Annotated in this window: 14 protein-coding genes; 8 read left to right on the top strand and 6 right to left on the bottom strand. The window is 64.8% G+C overall.

Annotated features, from left to right (window positions below; genetic code table 11):
• Position 1: 1 nt before the first annotated feature.
• The 6 genes from J7573_RS09690 to J7573_RS09665 all read left to right on the top strand — a co-directional run bounded on the left by J7573_RS09690 (position 2) and on the right by J7573_RS09665 (position 8,547).
• Positions 2–1,159, top strand: coding sequence for a glutathionylspermidine synthase family protein (locus tag J7573_RS09690; RefSeq protein ID WP_294333624.1), 1,158 nt, complete (start codon positions 2–4; stop codon positions 1,157–1,159).
• Between the two features lie 256 nt (positions 1,160–1,415).
• The gene (locus tag J7573_RS09685) at positions 1,416–1,898 is read left to right on the top strand and encodes a formate dehydrogenase subunit gamma (RefSeq protein WP_294333621.1); all 483 of its coding nucleotides are present in this window, start codon (positions 1,416–1,418) and stop codon (positions 1,896–1,898) included.
• The gene (locus J7573_RS09680) at positions 1,892–3,451 is read left to right on the top strand and encodes a formate dehydrogenase beta subunit (RefSeq protein ID WP_294333618.1); all 1,560 of its coding nucleotides are present in this window, start codon (positions 1,892–1,894) and stop codon (positions 3,449–3,451) included. Before J7573_RS09685 ends, J7573_RS09680 begins: the two co-directional genes overlap by 7 nt.
• The gene (fdhF, locus tag J7573_RS09675) at positions 3,448–6,318 is read left to right on the top strand and encodes a formate dehydrogenase subunit alpha (protein WP_294333617.1); all 2,871 of its coding nucleotides are present in this window, start codon (positions 3,448–3,450) and stop codon (positions 6,316–6,318) included. The genes J7573_RS09680 and fdhF overlap by 4 nt, the downstream gene beginning before the upstream one ends.
• Positions 6,315–6,518 carry a formate dehydrogenase subunit delta gene (locus J7573_RS09670; protein WP_159409542.1) on the top strand — a complete coding sequence of 68 codons (204 nt, stop codon included), beginning with the start codon at positions 6,315–6,317 and terminating at the stop codon, positions 6,516–6,518. Before fdhF ends, J7573_RS09670 begins: the two co-directional genes overlap by 4 nt.
• Before the next feature lie 223 nt (positions 6,519–6,741).
• Positions 6,742–8,547: an ABC transporter ATP-binding protein/permease gene (locus J7573_RS09665; RefSeq protein ID WP_294333615.1), complete on the top strand. Its 1,806-nt coding sequence runs from the start codon at positions 6,742–6,744 to the stop codon at positions 8,545–8,547.
• Positions 8,548–8,685: 138 nt separating this feature from the next.
• Here the strand turns inward: J7573_RS09665 and J7573_RS09660 are convergent, their stop codons facing one another.
• The gene (locus J7573_RS09660; protein ID WP_294333613.1) at positions 8,686–9,390 is read right to left on the bottom strand and encodes an SOS response-associated peptidase family protein; all 705 of its coding nucleotides are present in this window, start codon (positions 9,388–9,390) and stop codon (positions 8,686–8,688) included.
• Positions 9,391–9,492: 102 nt separating this feature from the next.
• Here J7573_RS09660 and umuD point away from each other — a divergent pair, with 102 nt between their 5' ends.
• Entirely contained in the window at positions 9,493–9,924 is a 432-nt protein-coding gene (umuD, locus tag J7573_RS09655) for a translesion error-prone DNA polymerase V autoproteolytic subunit (RefSeq protein ID WP_152956159.1), read from the top strand.
• Positions 9,925–9,930: 6 nt separating this feature from the next.
• Here the strand turns inward: umuD and J7573_RS09650 are convergent, their stop codons facing one another.
• Positions 9,931–11,133 (bottom strand): MFS transporter, encoded by a 1,203-nt coding sequence (locus J7573_RS09650; protein WP_294333608.1) that lies wholly within the window; start codon positions 11,131–11,133, stop codon positions 9,931–9,933.
• A 138-nt stretch (positions 11,134–11,271) separates the two neighbouring features.
• On the opposite strand from J7573_RS09650, the gene umuC reads away from it, so the two are divergent.
• A complete protein-coding gene (gene umuC / locus J7573_RS09645; RefSeq protein ID WP_294333607.1) occupies positions 11,272–12,546 on the top strand; it encodes a Y-family DNA polymerase in 1,275 nt (424 codons plus the stop codon).
• Positions 12,547–12,710: 164 nt separating this feature from the next.
• Here the strand turns inward: umuC and J7573_RS09640 are convergent, their stop codons facing one another.
• The 4 genes from J7573_RS09640 to J7573_RS09625 form a co-directional block, all read right to left on the bottom strand.
• Positions 12,711–14,039: an MFS transporter gene (locus J7573_RS09640; protein ID WP_294333605.1), complete on the bottom strand. Its 1,329-nt coding sequence runs from the start codon at positions 14,037–14,039 to the stop codon at positions 12,711–12,713.
• Entirely contained in the window at positions 14,036–14,929 is an 894-nt protein-coding gene (locus tag J7573_RS09635; protein ID WP_294333604.1) for a glycine betaine ABC transporter substrate-binding protein, read from the bottom strand. Before J7573_RS09635 ends, J7573_RS09640 begins: the two co-directional genes overlap by 4 nt.
• A 95-nt stretch (positions 14,930–15,024) precedes the next feature.
• On the bottom strand, positions 15,025–15,294 hold the full coding sequence (locus tag J7573_RS09630; RefSeq protein WP_294333602.1) for a cupin domain-containing protein: 270 nt from the start codon (positions 15,292–15,294) through the stop codon (positions 15,025–15,027).
• A gap of 19 nt (positions 15,295–15,313) precedes the next feature.
• The gene (locus J7573_RS09625; protein WP_294333600.1) at positions 15,314–16,978 is read right to left on the bottom strand and encodes a choline dehydrogenase; all 1,665 of its coding nucleotides are present in this window, start codon (positions 16,976–16,978) and stop codon (positions 15,314–15,316) included.
• Between the last annotated feature and the right edge of the window lies 1 nt (position 16,979).

The raw sequence follows: 16,979 nt of genomic DNA, 5'->3' as shown, positions 1-16,979 counted from the left end.
CATGCGCAAGGTCGAACTGGCGGAGCGTCCCGACTGGCGCACGACAGCCCTGCGCGAGGGCTTTGCCTTTCACACGATCGGCGGTGAACGTTACTGGGACGAACGTGGGTACTACCAGTTCAGCGAGGCCCAGGTGGTGCATGACCTGCACGCCCCGACCGCAGAGCTGCATGCGATGTGCCTGGACGCGGTAGGGCGCATCGTCGAAAGCGAAGCACTGATGGCGCGTCTGGCGATCCCGCCAGCCTTCTTCGATCTGGTGCGCCGCTCATGGCAGGAAGGGCAGGCGCACCTCTACGGGCGCTTCGACTTCAGTTATGACGGCAACGGCCCGGCGAAGTTGATCGAAGCCAACTACGACACGCCCACTTCGTTGTATGAAGCGGCGGCCTTCCAGCTGATCTGGCTGGAGGAACAGATCCAGCGGGGCGTTCTGCCCGCCGAGGCCAGCCAGTTCAATACCCTGGCCGAAGACCTGGTGCAGGCATTTGCAGCGATGCCGGGGCATGGCGAGTTCCATTTTTCCACCATCTCCGGTTCGTTGGAGGACCGCGGCACCACCGACTTCTTGCGCAAGATGGCCGAGCATGCCGGTATCCGCACCCGGCATATCGACCTGGAGGACATAGGCCTGGATGGTGAGGGCCGCTTCGTCGACCTGCAGGGGCGGGCAATTGAGCGGCTGTTCAAGCTGCATGCCTGGGAGCACATCTTCCACGAGGATTTCGGCCAGGCGATTGCAGGGTGCGACACGCAGTTCGTCGAACCACCCTGGAAGGCGTTGATTTCCAACAAAGGCATTCTGCCGTTGCTCTGGGAGTGGCATGAAGGCCATCCGAACCTGTTGCCGGCCTTTGTCGACGACAGCCCGCAGTTAGCGGTGCCCAAGGGCTGGGTACGCAAGCCGTACTTCTCGCGGGAAGGGGCTAATGTGGAGATCCGCACCGCCGAGGGGGAGCGGGTTTTCGAGGACGGGCCATACGATGATGCGCCATATATCCTGCAGGGGTTTGCGCCGCTGCCTAAGTTTGGTGACAGCTATACCTTGATCGGGTCCTGGGTGATTGGAGGCAGGGCCTCGGGGATTGGCATCCGTGAGGATGATTCGTTGATTACCAAGGACAGTTCGCGGTTCTTGCCCCATGTGGTGATCGGCTGAGGAGGTCAGGACCACCCGCATGAATCCTCAGGTCGGTTTCAGGATGCGCCTGGTCGCTCGCACACAACCTTCCGGCAGCACAAGTGCCATGCTTGTGGGATGCCCATGAGTCCAGTGCGCGCAGACGCACGGCCATCGGCAAGGAGGCCTCCGCGCCCACGCCACCGTGACGTGGCCGGTGTGCCGCAGCAGAACACGCCGGACACCCGCCCTCCATAACAATTCAGGCAGGGTCCGTGATGCCGAGGTCCGCTGTATGCCTGATGAACTGCTTCACCTGCCGGTAATCCAAAGCATCCTGATCCGCGAGAAGGACACCCCCGGCGCGCTGTTGCCGATCCTTCACGCCCTCCAGGACGCTGTCGGTTTCATCCCCGAAGCTGCCGTCCCTGAAATCGCCCATGCCCTCAACCTCAGCCTCGCCGAGGTGCGCGGGGTGATCAGCTTCTATCACGACTTCCGCACTACGCCGCCTGCCCGCCACATCCTGCGCCTGTGCCGCGCCGAATCGTGCCAGAGCCGTGGCAGTGAAGCCCTGGCCGCGCAACTGCGCGAACAGCTGGCGCTGGATGACCACGGCACCAGCGCCGATGGTGCCATCAGCCTGCGCCCGGTGTACTGCCTGGGCGCCTGCGCCTGCTCGCCGGCGCTGGAGCTGGATGGCCAGGTGCATGCGCGGCTCACCCCCGAGAGCCTGCGGGCGTTGGTGAACGGTTGTCTGGAGGACGAAACATGCTGAAGTTGTTCATCCCCTGTGACTCGGTCGCCCGTGCAGTCGGCGCCGATCAGGTCGCCGATGCGATCAAGGCCGAGGCCGAGCGCCGCCAGCTGCCCATCGAGGTTCAACGCACCAGCTCGCGTGGCCTGTACTGGCTGGAGCCGCTGCTGGAATGCGAGAGCAGCGAAGGGCGCCTGGGCTTCGGCCCGGTCACCCCGGCAGACGTGCCGTCGCTGCTTGACGCCCTGGCCGGTGAGCCCGGCGGCCATTCGCTGGCGCAGGGCCCGGTCGAAGAAATCGCCTACCTGAAATCCCAGCAGCGCCTGCTGTTCGCCCGCGCCGGCATCACCCGCCCATTGTCGCTGGACGACTACCGCGCCCACGGCGGTTTCAAGGGCCTGGAGACGGCCGTGGCGCTGGACGGCGCCGCGGTGGTCGCCACCGTGCTCGATTCCGGCCTGCGCGGACGTGGCGGTGCGGCATTCCCGGCCGGCATCAAGTGGCGCACCGTGCGCGACGCCAAGGCAGAGCAGAAGTACGTGGTGTGCAACGCCGATGAAGGCGACTCCGGCACCTTCGCCGACCGCATGCTGATGGAGGGTGATCCGTTTCTGCTGATCGAAGGCATGATCATCGCCGGCCTCGCCGTCGGGGCCGACAAAGGTTACATCTATGTGCGTTCGGAATACCCCGACGCCATCCGCGTGCTCAACCAGGCGCTCGCCATCGCCCGCGACGCCGGTTACCTCGGCAGCAGCGTGGCCGGCAGCGGCCAGGCCTTCGACCTGGACGTGCGGGTGGGCGCCGGTGCCTATATCTGCGGCGAGGAAACCGCACTGCTCGAATCCATCGAAGGCAAGCGCGGCATCGTTCGCGCGAAGCCGCCGTTGCCCGCGCTCGAAGGCCTGTTTGGCCTGCCCACGCTGGTGCACAACGTGCTCACCCTGGCCTCGGTGCCAACCATTCTGGCCGAGGGCGCGGCGTTCTACCGCGATTTCGGCATGGGCCGCTCGCTGGGCACCATGCCGTTCCAGCTGGCCGGCAATATCCGCCATGGCGGCCTGGTGGAACGCGCCTTTGGCCTGACCCTGCGGGAACTGGTGGAAGGCTACGGCGGCGGCACTGCCAGCGGCCGCCCGCTCAAGGCTGCGCAGGTTGGCGGCCCGCTCGGCGCCTGGGTACCGCCCAGCCACTTCGATACCCCGCTGGACTACGAGGCCTTCGCCGCCATGGGCGCGATGCTCGGCCACGGCGGCGTGGTGGTGGCTGACGATACCCTGAACATGGCCAGCATGGCGCGCTTCGCCCTGCAGTTCTGCGCCGAGGAATCCTGCGGCAAGTGCACCCCGTGCCGGATCGGCTCGACCCGTGGCATGGAGGTGGTCGACCGGCTGATCGCGACCAGTGACTTCACTGAGCGCCATGACCAGGCCCTGCTGCTGCGCGACCTGTGCGACACCATGCAGTACGGCTCGCTGTGCGCCATGGGCGGCATGACCGCCTACCCGGTGGCCAGCGCCCTCAAGTACTTCCCCGCCGATTTCGGGCTGACCACCACGGAGGCCGCACAGTGATCAACTACTTCGATCCTGAAACTGACCTGGGCACGCCGGCCCGCGACAGCGACGTACAGGTCAGCCTGAACATTGATGGCCGCAGCATCAGTGTGCCGGCCGGCACCTCGGTGATGCGCGCCGCCGCCATGCTCGGCACCAGCATCCCCAAGCTGTGCGCCACCGACAGCCTCGAAGCCTTCGGCTCGTGCCGCATGTGCATGGTGGAAATCGACGGCATGCGGGGCTACCCGGCCTCGTGCACCACACCGGTCAGCGAAGGCATGGTCGTGCGCACGCAAACCCCGCGCCTGGCCGACCTGCGCCGTAATGTGATGGAGCTGTACATCTCCGACCACCCGCTGGACTGCCTGACCTGTTCGGCCAACGGCAACTGCGAACTGCAGACCGTTGCCGGCCAGGTCGGCCTGCGCGAGGTGCGCTACGGCTATGACGGCGCCAACCACCTGGCGGAGAAGAAGGACACCTCCAACCCGTATTTCGACTACGAACCCAGCAAGTGCATCGTCTGCAGCCGTTGCGTGCGCGCCTGCGAAGACATCCAGGGCACCTTCGCCCTGACCATCACCGGGCGTGGTTTCGAGTCGCGGGTGGCAGCGGCCGGCGGCGACAACTTCCTGGCCTCCGAATGCGTGTCGTGCGGCGCCTGCGTGCAGGCCTGCCCGACCGCGACCCTCACCGAAAAGAGCCTGGTCCAGCTTGGCCAGCCCGAGCGTGCGGTGATCACCACCTGTGCCTACTGCGGCGTTGGCTGCTCGTTCCGCGCCGAGATGAAGGGCGACCAACTGGTGCGCATGGTCCCGGACAAGAACGGCGGCGCCAACCACGGCCACGCCTGCGTCAAGGGCCGCTTCGCCTGGGGCTATGCCACCCACCCCGACCGCATCACCAGGCCGATGATCCGCAAGCGCCTGGAAGACCCGTGGCAGGAAGTCAGCTGGGATGAGGCGGTCACCTACGCCGCCAGCGAGTTCCGCCGCATCCAGCTCAAGTACGGGCGCGACTCCATCGGCGGCATCACCTCCAGCCGCTGTACCAACGAAGAAGCCTACCTGGTGCAAAAACTGGTGCGCACGGCGTTCGGCAACAACAACGTCGACACCTGCGCCCGGGTGTGCCATTCGCCGACCGGCTATGGCCTGAAGCAGACCCTCGGTGAGTCGGCCGGCACCCAGAGCTTCGACTCGGTGATGCAGGCCGACGTGATCCTGGTGATCGGCGCCAACCCCACCGACGCCCACCCGGTGTTCGGCTCGCAGCTCAAGCGCCGCCTGCGCCAGGGCGCACGGCTGATCGTAATCGACCCACGGCGCATCGACCTGGTCGACTCGCCCCACGCCCGTGCCGAACTGCACCTGCAGCTGCGCCCGGGTACCAACGTGGCCATGCTCAACGCCCTGGCCCACGTGATCGTCAGCGAGGGCCTGCTGGCCCAGCGTTTCATCGACGCCCGCTGCGAAACCGAGGACTTCGCCCGCTGGCGCGACTTCGTCAGCCTGCCGGAAAACACCCCGGAAGCCCTGGGGCCCGTCTGCGGTGTGCCCGCCGAGCAGATCCGCGCCGCTGCCCGGCTGTACGCCACCGGCGGCAACGCGGCGATCTACTATGGCCTGGGGGTGACCGAGCATAGCCAGGGCAGTACCGCGGTGATGGGTATCGCCAACCTGGCCATGGCCACCGGCAACATCGGTCGCGAAGGGGTCGGGGTGAACCCGCTGCGCGGGCAGAACAACGTGCAGGGCTCCTGCGACATGGGCTCGTTCCCCCACGAGCTGCCTGGCTACCGGCACATCTCCAACGAAGGCGTGCGCGCCGAGTTCGAGCAGGCCTGGGGCGTGACCCTGCAGCCTGACCCGGGCCTGCGCATCCCCAACATGTTCGAGGCGGCGCTGGATGGCAGTTTCAAGGCGCTGTACTGCCAGGGCGAGGACATCGCCCAGAGCGACCCCAACACCCAGCACGTCACCGCTGCCCTGCGCGCCATGGAGTGCGTGGTGGTGCAGGACATCTTCCTCAACGAGACGGCCAAGTTCGCCCACGTGTTCCTGCCGGGCAGCTCGTTCCTCGAGAAGGACGGCACCTTCACCAACGCCGAGCGGCGCATCTCGCGGGTGCGCAAGGTCATGGAGCCGCTGGCCGGCAAGGCCGACTGGGAGGCTACCGTGGCCCTGGCCAATGCCCTGGGCTACCCGATGAACTACCGCCACCCGTCCGAGATCATGGACGAGATCGCCCGCCTGACGCCGAGCTTCCACCGCGTCAGCTATGCCGAGATCGACCGCCACGGCAGCCTGCAATGGCCGTGCAACGACGCCGCTCCCGACGGCACCCCGACCATGCACATCGACCAGTTCGTGCGCGGCAAGGGGCGCTTCATGCTGACCGGTTATGTGCCGACCGACGAGAAGGTCAACAGCCGCTACCCGCTGCTGCTGACCACCGGGCGCATCCTCAGCCAGTACAACGTCGGCGCCCAGACCCGGCGCACCGGCAACACCGCCTGGCACGATGCCGACCGGCTGGAGATCCACCCCAGCGACGCCGAAAGCCGTGGCATCCGCGACGGCGACTGGGTGGGTATCGGCAGCCGTGCGGGGCAGACCGTGCTGCGTGCCAAGGTCAGTGCGCGGGTAGCCCCTGGGGTGGTGTACACCACCTTCCACTTCCCCGAGTCCGGTGCCAATGTGATCACCACCGACAACTCCGACTGGGCCACCAACTGCCCGGAATACAAGGTCACGGCGGTGGAGGTGGTGAAGGTGTTCCACCCGTCGGAATGGCAGAAGCGCTACCAGGACTTCAGTGACGAACAGCGGCGCCTGCTCCAGGAGCGCCGCACTGCGGAAAAAGCCGAGGTGCGCCGATGAGCAGCGACAACTTGGTCAAGATGGCCAACCAGATCGCCCACTACTTCGACAGCGAACCAAACCGGGCGCTGGCGGTGCAGGGGGTGAGGCAGCATCTGAACAGCTTCTGGACACCGGCCATGCGCCGGCAGCTGGGGGAGTGGATTGCCGACCATGGTCAGGAAGGGCTGGATGCCAAGGTGGTGGAGGCCTTGGCTTAGCGCTGGCCTGTACCGGCCTCTTCGCGGCGGTTCGACGCCTCGATAAACCCGCTCCCACAGGGTGGTGCGCAAGGTCCGAACCCTGCGCAATATCTTGTGGGAGCGGGTTTACCCGCGAAAGGGCTGGTACAGGAAAAAATGAAATGTCCGTCATCTATGTCTGAAGAATCCTAGGGCAATGCTACGCTCGCGAATATTCCTACATTTTTCGCGGACGCTTCCTATGGACATGAACTGGCACCAGGCCCTGCAAGAGAGCCTGAGCTGGCTTGCAATCGCCTCGTTCATCACCCTCATCGGCTTCACCGCTGCTGCTTCCCTGGCCGTGCGCTACACGCGCTGGGGCAGCCAGTTCTGGCAGTTGGCGGGACCGTACTTCACCTTCCGGCGCAGTTGGCGCCCGCTGCTGCTGTTTGGCCTGCTGCTGGTACTGACGCTGTTCTCGGTGCGCCTGAACGTGCTGTTCTCGTTCTGGTACAACGGTTTCTACAGCGCCTTGCAGGCGCTGGACCAGACCGCCTTCTGGTACTTGCTGGGGGTGTTCGCGGTGCTGGCCACCATCCATGTGCTGCGTTCGTTGTTCACCTTCTACGTGACCCAGGCCTTCAGCATCCAGTGGCGGGTGTGGCTGACCGAGCGCCTGACCGGCGACTGGATGAAAGGCGATGCCTACTACCGCGGCCGCTTCCTCGCCGAGCCGGTGGACAACCCCGACCAGCGTATCGAACTGGACGTCAGCGCGTTCGTCAGCAACTCGGTGTCGCTGGCCCTGGGTGCGGTCAGCGCGCTGGTCTCGCTGGTGGCCTTTACCGGCATCCTCTGGGGCCTGTCGGCGCCGCTGACGGTGGCGGGGTACGAGATTCCCCGGGCAATGGTGTTTGCGGTTTACATCTATGTGCTGATCGCCACCTGGATCGCCTTCCGCCTCGGCCAGCCGTTGATCCGCCTGAATTTCCTCAACGAAAAACTCACGGCGAACTTCCGTTATGCGCTGATGCGCCTGCGCGAGAACGCCGAGAACATCGCCTTCTACCAGGGTGCGCCGGTCGAACGGGCAACTCTGCTGGGGCGCTTCGGTGCGCTGATCGTCAATGTCTGGGCACTGGTGTTCCGGAACCTGAAATTCAGCGGCTTCAACCTCGGTGTCAGCCAGGTGGCCGTCGTGTTCCCTTTCATCCTGCAGGCACCGCGCTTCTTCAGCGGCGCAATCAAGCTGGGTGACGTGATGCAGACCGCCCAGGCGTTCGGCCAGGTGCAGGATTCGCTGTCGTTCTTCCGTGAGTCCTACGACACCTTCGCCCAGTACCGCGCCACCCTCGACCGTCTGACCGGTTTCCTCGATGCCAACGACCAGGCCAGCACGCTGCCACGGGTGTTGACCGAAGACCAGCCACGGGCGCTGGACATCATCGGCCTGCAGGTGCTGCGCCCGGACGGCCATGCACTGATCGCCGACCTCGACCTGCGCCTGCACGGTGGCCAGGCGCTGCTGATCAAAGGGCCGTCGGGCAGTGGCAAGACCACCTTGCTGCGCGCCCTGGCGGGCCTGTGGCCGTATGCCGAGGGCGAAGTCCGGCGGCCGTTGGGTACCCAGGCGTTGTTCCTGTCGCAGCGGCCATACCTGCCGCTGGGCGACCTGCGTACCGCCATTGCCTACCCGGCCGACAGCCAGCCGGAGGATGAAGCCCGCATGCAGCAGGCCTTGCGCGAGGTCAACCTGGCACACCTGGCCGAGCGGCTGGCAGTGAACTGCGACTGGTCGAACATTCTCTCGGTCGGTGAGCAGCAGCGCCTGGCATTTGCCCGGGTGCTGTTCAACCGGCCGCAGGTGGTGTTCCTCGACGAGTCCACCTCGGCGATGGACGAAGGGCTGGAGCATGCGATGTATGCGTTGCTGCGCAAAGAGATGCCCGAGACCTTGCTGGTGAGCGTGGGGCATCGCAGTACCTTGGCCGACTTCCATACCCACCGGCTGGAAGTGGACGGGCAGGGCGGCTGGGCGCTGCGGCAGCAAGAGGTTCTGGCTTAACCTGCGGCAGGTGTATTGTCAGTGCTGGCCTCTTCGCGGGTAAACCCGCTCCCACAGGGATCGCGCAGGTCTTGAACTCTGTGATGTACTTGTGGGAGCGGGTTTACCCGCGAAGAGGCCGGCACTGACAACCGAAATTCAGGGCTGATGCTCGGCATCGAGCATAACGATCAGCTCAGCCCCGTCATTACGCACATTCCCCACGTCCTTGCCCACCGCAAACCACTCGAACGCCTCCACCGGCAAGCACTGCTCCCGCGCCAGGCGTTCGGCCTCCTCGGCAGGTACCTCAGGGTCGATCCATGCCCGCGCATGCTCCGGGCTCAGTACCAAGGGCCGGCGGTCATGGATATCGACCATCCCTGCATCGCTGGCGGCGGTGATGATCACGAAGCCATCTCCCTCGTTCGGCTCCAGCCCCGCATGCACCTCGGCCAGCGCCGCCATGAACATCGGCGCCTGGCTTTTCAAACGAATGAAATATGGCTGTTTGCGCTTGGGGTCCTGTGGGTCGGCCACCCATTCATACCAGCCATCGGCCATCACCAAGGCCCGCCCTTGCGGCCAAAGGGCCTTGAAGAACTTGCCGGTGGTCACCGTCTCGACCCGCGCGTTGATCGGCGCCGGCCGTTTACCCGTGGCCCAGAACGGCGCCCAACCCCAATGGCAAGGGTCGATGCGCAGGCCATCGGTGGCGTGATGCAGGATCAGCACGCGGCTGCCGGGGGCGACGTTGTAGCGGCCGATCGGCACGTTGTCGTAGCCGCTGATCACGTCCTGCTCGGCGTCCAGTTCACGCAGGTAGTCGGCCAGGCCCTGGTACTGGGCGAAGCGTCCGCACATGGCATGTACCCCCACTTGTCGAAATATCCTACGGCGAAATTGACCGGATACTCGCTACGGCGTTTACTGTATATCTATACAGTTTAATATCAAGGCCGTCGCATGACTTCCATCCTGGGTCCCATCACGGGCGGCAGTGTTGCCGTGCCGCGCTATCTGTTCCGTGTCCCGGCTGGCTTTCCGTCGCCAGCCGCCGACCACATGGAGCAGCCCATCTCGCTGGACGAGCTGCTCAACCTGCGCGCACCGCACATCTATCTGGTCAGGATAGACGGCGACAGCATGCAGGGGGCTGGTATCTTCGATGGCGACCTGGTGCTGGTCGACCGCTCGATCGAGGCGCGCCATGGCCATATCGTGATTGCCGCGGTCAACGGCGAGCCCTTGTGCAAGCGGCTGCAGCACGTTGCCGGGCAAGTGCTGCTGCGCTCGGAGAACCCGCGCTATGCGCCACGCTACATCATGGAGGGTGACGACTTCATGATCTGGGGCGTGGTGACCTTCAGTGTGCGCAGCCATGACCCGGCAGCCTGAGCCGGCTTAGCGCAGCAGCATCACCCCGACCAGGGTGGCACCGGCAAAGCCCGCCCCGACCAGGAAGGTCGCCTGGAACCCCGCGCCATCCCACAGCAGCCCGGCCACCACACTGGCGACCAGCAGTGCCACCCCGGTCAGCAGGTTGAACAGGCCGAATGCCGTGCCGCGCAGGTTGGCCGGCGCACTGTCGGCGATCAGCGCGGCGAAGACGCCTTGGGTGAAGCCCAGGTGCAGGCCCCAGGCGGCAACCCCCAGCGCCAGCCCGGCCCAGCCTGGCAGCAGGGCCAGCAACAGGTCGGCGGCGATCAGCAGGGCCAGCCCGATCATCAGCACGCCACGGCGGCCCACGCGGTCGGACAGCGCGCCAGCCGGGTAGGCCGACAGCGAATAGGCCAGGGCCATGAGCACCAGCACCGCCGGCGCCCACAACGGCGCCAGGCCCATGTCCTGAGCGCGCAGCAGCAGGAATGCCTCGCTGAAACGGGCCAGGGTGAACACCATGGCCAGGCCGATCAGCCGCCAGTAGGCCGGGCCCAGTCGCACCAGCTCATGCAGCGCCAGCGGCGAGCGCACCGGCCGCGCGCTGGGCGCCGTCTCGGGCTCGCGGACGAAGGCAACGAGAATGTACACGGCAACGAACGCCGGGATCACCGCCACCCAGAACACCGTCTGGAAATGGCTCGCGGTCAGCCACATCAGCACGATCGCCAGCAACGGGCCGAGGAATGCGCCGACGGTGTCCAGCGTCTGGCGCAGGCCGAAGGCCGCGCCGCGCAGTTCGGGCGGAGTTACATCGGCCACCAGCGCATCCCGGGGGGCACCGCGGATGCCCTTGCCGATACGGTCGACGAAGCGCGCCGCCGTCAGCCATTCCAGCCCGGAGGCCATGGGGAACACCGGCTTGGTCAACGCGCCCAGGCCATAGCCCAGCACCGTCAGCAGCTTGCGCTTGCCGAGGCGGTCGCTGAGCGCACCGGAGAAAACCTTGGTGATCGCTGCGGTGGCCTCGGCGATGCCCTCGATGAAGCCGACGGCGACCACCGAAGTGCCGAGCACTGTGACCATGTACAGCGGCAGCAGGGCGTGGATCATCTCCGAGGAAATGTCCATGAACAGCGACACGAAGCCCAGCGCCCAGACGCTGCGGGGAATCTTCGGCAGGGCCTTGGCGGTGGTGCTGTGCTCGGTTTTTTCGGCGCTGCGCATCGGGAGCCTCGGCGCGGTTGTCACAGTTCGAAACTGTAGGAGTTCGTACGCGGGATGCAAATCGGATGAGTGGCGGGAGGCATCGGTGGGAGGTTGTGGTTAACTGTATATAAATACAGTATTTGTTGATGCTGCCAGATGAACCCCATCCCTGTCTTTGCCCTGATCGACTGCAACAGTTTCTACGCCAGCTGCGAGCGGGTGTTTCGCCCCGACCTGCAGCGCACGCCCATCGTCGTGCTCAGCAACAACGACGGTTGCATCGTCGCCCGCAGTGCCGAGGCCAAACCGCTGGTGAAGATGGGCCAGCCGTACTTTCAGGTGAAAGACCTGCTGCGTCGGCACGGGGTCGTGGCGTTCTCCTCCAATTATGCGTTGTACGGCGACATGAGCCAGCGGGTGATGACGGTGATCGAGGGCATGGTCCCGGCGCTGGAGGTGTATTCCATCGACGAGGCCTTTGCCGACCTGGCCGGCATGCCCGGCGACCTGGAGCGCCTTGGCCGGGACATCCGCGCCCGGGTGTTCAAGCACACCGGCATTCCGGTGGGGGTGGGTATCGCCGGTACCAAGACCCTCGCCAAGCTGGCCAATCACGCAGCCAAACGCTGGTCGGTGCAGAGCGGTTGGGTAGTTGATCTGCGTGATCCGCTGCGTTACGAGCGGGTGCTGAAACGCTGTGATGTGTCCGAAGTCTGGGGCATCGGCAAACGCCTTACGGCCCAATTGCAAGAGATGGGCATCCGCACTGCCTGGGACCTGTCCCGCGCCAACCCCGGCCTGCTGCGCAAGACCTTCAGCGTGGTGGTGGAAAAGACCGCCCGCGAACTGGCCGGCACGCCTTGCCTGCAGCTGGAGGAGGTCGCCCCGCCACGCCAGGAAATCTGCTGCAGCCGCATGTTCGGCCAGCGCCTGACCGAGCTCGCACCGCTCAAGGAGGCGGTGGCCACCTACGTGATGCGCGCGGCGGAAAAACTGCGCAAGCAGCGCTCGCTGGCGCAACGGATGCGGGTGAGCATCCGCACCGGCATGTTCAACCCCGAAGAGCCGCGCTACGCCAACGGCGTGGTGGTGCAGCTGCCGTACCCGACCGATGATGAGCGGCTGCTGACACGCATGGCGCTGGAGGCGGTGGAGCGGGTGTATCGCGAGGGGTTTCGCTACAGCAAGGCCGAGGTGTTGCTGATGGAGTTGTGCCAGCGCGGGGAGGTGACGGGCGATCTGTTTGCGCCGATGCAGAGCGTGAAGGCCGAGCGGGTCATGCAGGTGATCGACGGCGTCAACGGGCGCTGGGGGAGGGGGACACTGCGCAGCGCGGCGGTGCCGGCGGCGGCGCAGTGGGCGATGCGCAGGGAATTGATGAGTGCGGGGTTTACCACGCAAATGGCCGGGTTGTGGCGGGTCAATCCTTGAATCCGCTGGTTCTACTACGTGGATTGAGCACTTCAAGTACTTTTTCAAGGCACGCGCTGTACCTGTGGGAGCGGGTTTACCCGCGAACACCGGCGAAGCCGGTGCCATGCACCGTGTTGGATTCTTCGCGGGTGAGCCCGCTCCCACAGGAACCGTGACAGCTTTCAGTCGAGCGCAGCCGCTTCGCGCAGGCTCAAGGCATTGGTCTCTGGCGCATACAGCCACGAAACCACCAGGCCGATCAGGGTAATCACCGCCGCCGCATACATCGTGTTGGCCACCCCGATGCCACTGAGCGAAGCCGGCACCAGATACGTCCCGGCAGCCGCCCCCACCCGGGAAAACGACGTCCCGATCCCCACCGCCATCGAGCGCATTTCCGTGGGAAAAATCTCGTTCGGGTACACCAGCGTCAGTACCTGAGCACCGCCAATGAACAGCGCGTACAGCGAGAAGAACAGCAGGATCAGCCCGCTCGAACTGCTGTTGTAGGCACCCAGGCCCAGCAACGCCATGCCGGAAAACAGGAAACTGCAGATCAGCATGTTGCGCCGCCCCACCGTATTGATCAGGCGCGTGGCGATCAGGCAGCCGATGACGAAGAACAGGGTGATGGCGACGGAGCTGATCGAGCCGAAGTCACCGGTCAGCCTGAGCGCCGCCAGGACCTTGGGCGCAAAGGCGTAGACCGAGAACACCGGCACGATCGAGCAGGTCCAGAACACCACCACGAACATCATCCGTTTGCCGTAGCCGGAGTGCAGCAGGGCACGCAGCGGCAGCTTGCGCTCCTGCGCCTGCTCTGGAAGGTTGGCGAGCGAGAACGCGCGGCCATAGACCTGCTTGATGATCGCCTGCGCCTCGTTGCGGCGTCCCTTGCTCAGCAACCAGCGCGGCGATTCCGGGGTGCCCAGGCGTATCAGGAGCAGCAGGGCGCCCAATACCGCGCCACTTGCCAACACCCAGCGCCAGGCCTGCTCAGCGTCACTGCGCAGGATCAGTTCGCCCACCACATAGGCGCAGGCCGCACCGGCAAACCACAGCAACGCCAACGCCGCCAACCTGGGCCCGCGGTACTGCCTGGGCAGAAACTCCACCAGCAGGGCGGTTGCCACCGGGTACTCGATGCCCACCGCCACACCGATCAACAGCCGAAGCATGAATAACGCCAGCGCCGTATCCGCCCAGCATTGGGCGACAGAGGCCAGCACGAAGATCACCGGGCCAACCAGGAACATGCGTTTTCTGCCGAAAACATCCGTCAGCCAGCCACCGATGAAACCACCGAAGAAGATGCCCAGGAGCGCCGAGGCTGCAATCATGCCTTCACAGAACCCATCGAGTTGCAAGGCGGAGGACATCTGCAACATCACCACGCCAATGATGCTCAGGACATAGCCATCAACGAATGAGCCGCCCCCGGAGCGAACGGTCAGGCGTTGGTGAAAGCGGTTCAGGGGCACGTCTTCAATGGAGGTTTGCGCACGCTTCATGGTTGCCCCGCTGCCAACTGGAACATGGCGCTGAAGGTGGCCTTGTGCGCAGCGTAATAGTCGGCCACGACCTGATCGGCAGAGGTCTCGCGTGCCTGTTTCATCATTCCTTCCAGGTCCTTGAGCGGGATCTGGTAGTGGGCGAAGAACGTGGCCACTTGTGGGAAGTCCTTGCTGAAGCCCTGGCGGGCAATGGCGTGAATCTGTTCGGCCTTGCCGTAGACCTCCTTGGGGTCATCCAGGTAGCGCAGCTGCCAGGTGGAAAACATCCAGTGCGGGCTCCAGGCATTGAGCAGCGCCCATTGGCCGCGTTTGAGCTGGCGGTCGAATTCGTTGAGCATGCCGGTTTCGGATGAGGCCACCAGCTTGTAGCCGTCGAGCTTGTAGTCGGCGATGGCGCGGGTGGCGGTCTTGTACTGGCCGTTGCCGACTTCCGAGGTGAGGATCTTGCCGGCGAACTTTTCGCGGACCTCCGGCTTGTTCAGGTCCTCGATGCTTTTGACTTCGCTTTCCGGAATGCTGGTGGGTACTGCAAGGCCCAGGCGGCCTTCGTACAGTACGCCTAGGTCTTCGAGCTTGTCTTTGTACTTGTCCCAGAACGGTTTGTGGCTGTACGTGAGCCAGGCCATGGGGATCATGTCGACCTTGCCGGCAGACAGCGCCTGAAACTGGATACCGATATCGGCCATGACCAGTTTCACCGGTTGCTGGAGCTGGTCTTCCAGGGCCAGCTTGGCCAGTTTCGTGGTGATCTCGGCGTCGGCCCAGTTGACCCAGCCGACCACCACAGGTTTCTTGTCCTCGGCCTGGCCAAGGGCGGCCAGCGAGGCAAATGCAATACCCACTGCCCATTGGCACACGGTGCGGGTTCTGACGAGATTCAGGATCATCGGGCATCTCCATTTCTTGTAATAGTCGGGTTTGGCAGATTGATGATTGGCGCTGTCCCTTGTTGTTCGTTCAGCCGTCCTGGCTGGCGTGACAGTCAGAGGTACTGGTAGCGGTTGACCACCGGTGTACGAATGGCCCAGAGGCCATCCACGCCTTTACGGATAGTCACGTGGTTGCCGGCGGCAATGGCGACCGGCGGATTGCCTGGGCTGTGGATGACCGCTTCGCCGCTTTGCACGACGAACTGCACATCCTGGTCGTACTGGTAAGCGAAGCGGTCGGTTTCGCCGCTTTCCCACAGCGCCCAGTGTTGGCTGGCCTGCTGCTCTTCGGGGGTGGCCTGGCGTTTGATGATGGTGGTCATTGTCTTGCTCCTGCGACGTTCACGCCGACGCCTTGTGTCGAGAGCCCGGTTTGAGCTGGCTGTGATAGGGCAGGGCTTCAGGCTGCAACCCCGGTTTGCCCAGCACCAGGTCGCTGGCTTTTTCCGCCAGCATGATGGTGGCGGCATTGATGTTGGCACTGGGCACGGTCGGGAACACCGACGCATCGATCACCCGTAGGCCTTCGATACCCCTGACCCGTAGGTGACTGTCGACCACGGCCATGGGGTCATTGTCGCTACCCATCTTGCAGGTGCCGCAGGGGTGGTAGGCGCTGGCGGCGTCTTCGCGGATGAAGGCATCCAGCGCCTTGCCAGAGCGGATGTGGCGGCCCGGGGTATCCTCGCGATGGTTGTAGCGTTTGAACGCGGGCTGCTCGGCGAAGGCGATGCCCAGGCGCATGGCCTCGCGCATCACCCGCCAGTCTTCCTCGGTGGCCATGTAGTTCGGGTCGATCCGTAGCGGGTCGGCGACCCTGGCGCTGCGCAGCTTCACTGAGCCGCGACTGGTCGGGCGCATCGGGCCTACGCCGATGCGGTAGCCGTAGGTGGTGCTGAGCGGGATCCAGTTCTTGTCGAAAAACACCGGGAAGAAGTGGAACTGGATATCCGCATGCGGGGTGCTCGGCGAACTGTTGAGGAAGGCGCCGACGTGGCATTGGTTGACCGCCGCCACACCCTTCCTGAAACCGAACCACTGCAAGCCGGCCCAGAGCATGCGGTGGTACTGCAGTTCGCGGTTCAGCGATACCGGTTCCTTGGTTTCCATCTGGATATGGCATTCCAAATGGTCCTGGAGGTTTTCGCCGACACCCGGCACGTTCAACCGGGTGGCAATGCCGTGCTCGCGCAGGTGATCGGCAGGGCCGATCCCCGAAAGCATCAACAGCTGAGCAGAACCGAACACGCCGCAGCACAGCAGGCTCTCGCGCTGCGCACGGACATCGATCACACGGTTCTGGTAGACGACGCGAAAGCCAGTTGCCCGCGTGCCTTCGAAGTTGATCTTCTGCACTTCGCAGCCCAGCCAGAGGGTCAGGTTGGGGTGCTGGCCCAGCGCGTGGATATAGCCATAGGCAGCGCTGTTGCGAATGCCATCACGCACGCTCATCTCGAAGCGCGAAACCCCTTCCTGGCGATAGCCGTTGACGTCGTCCGTCAGGCTGAAGCCCGCCTGTTGGCCCGCCTCCAGGAATGCGGCATTGAGCGGGCTCAGCTGTTCCTGGCGCTGGGCACGGATGGGGCCGCTGTCGCCACGGTGGATACCGCCGATCGGGCTGGATTCGATTTTCTTGAAGTAGGGCGCGCAGTCAGCCCAGCTCCAGCCTTCTGCCCCTTGTGCCTGCCAGCCGTCGTAGTCGAGCGGGTGACCACGCAGCCAGGTCATGCCATTGATCGACGACGAGCCGCCGAGCACCCGACCACGGGGTTGCTGGATCTTGCGGTTGTTCAGGTGGGTCTGTTCTTCGGTGTAGTACCACCAGTTGTACTTCGACGTCGGCTTGAACGCCGAGCGCAGGCCTGCAGGCATGCGGATGATCCACGACTTGTCGGAGGGGCCAACCTCCAGCAGCAGGACCTGGTGGCCCGCATCGGAAAGCCGACGCGCCAGCACGCAACCCGCCGAGCCAGCACCGGCAATCACATAGTCAAATTCGGCTTTCATT

It is taken from the genome of Pseudomonas sp. (assembly GCF_017744435.1).
Classification (GTDB): Bacteria; Pseudomonadota; Gammaproteobacteria; order Pseudomonadales; family Pseudomonadaceae; genus Aquipseudomonas.
Note: the sequence above shows the minus strand (reverse complement) of the source record. Positions and strands in the feature narration are given on the sequence as shown.

Coding starts and splice junctions, on each gene's coding strand:
- J7573_RS09690 (WP_294333624.1), top strand. CDS start 2: ATGCGCAAGGTCGAACTGGCGGAGCGTCCCGACTGGCGCACGACAGCC.
- J7573_RS09685 (WP_294333621.1), top strand. CDS start 1,416: ATGCCTGATGAACTGCTTCACCTGCCGGTAATCCAAAGCATCCTGATC.
- J7573_RS09680 (WP_294333618.1), top strand. CDS start 1,892: ATGCTGAAGTTGTTCATCCCCTGTGACTCGGTCGCCCGTGCAGTCGGC.
- J7573_RS09670 (WP_159409542.1), top strand. CDS start 6,315: ATGAGCAGCGACAACTTGGTCAAGATGGCCAACCAGATCGCCCACTAC.
- J7573_RS09665 (WP_294333615.1), top strand. CDS start 6,742: ATGGACATGAACTGGCACCAGGCCCTGCAAGAGAGCCTGAGCTGGCTT.
- J7573_RS09660 (WP_294333613.1), bottom strand. CDS start 9,390: ATGTGCGGACGCTTCGCCCAGTACCAGGGCCTGGCCGACTACCTGCGT.
- umuD (WP_152956159.1), top strand. CDS start 9,493: ATGACTTCCATCCTGGGTCCCATCACGGGCGGCAGTGTTGCCGTGCCG.
- J7573_RS09650 (WP_294333608.1), bottom strand. CDS start 11,133: ATGCGCAGCGCCGAAAAAACCGAGCACAGCACCACCGCCAAGGCCCTG.
- umuC (WP_294333607.1), top strand. CDS start 11,272: ATGAACCCCATCCCTGTCTTTGCCCTGATCGACTGCAACAGTTTCTAC.
- J7573_RS09640 (WP_294333605.1), bottom strand. CDS start 14,039: ATGAAGCGTGCGCAAACCTCCATTGAAGACGTGCCCCTGAACCGCTTT.
- J7573_RS09635 (WP_294333604.1), bottom strand. CDS start 14,929: ATGATCCTGAATCTCGTCAGAACCCGCACCGTGTGCCAATGGGCAGTG.
- J7573_RS09630 (WP_294333602.1), bottom strand. CDS start 15,294: ATGACCACCATCATCAAACGCCAGGCCACCCCCGAAGAGCAGCAGGCC.
- J7573_RS09625 (WP_294333600.1), bottom strand. CDS start 16,978: ATGAAAGCCGAATTTGACTATGTGATTGCCGGTGCTGGCTCGGCGGGT.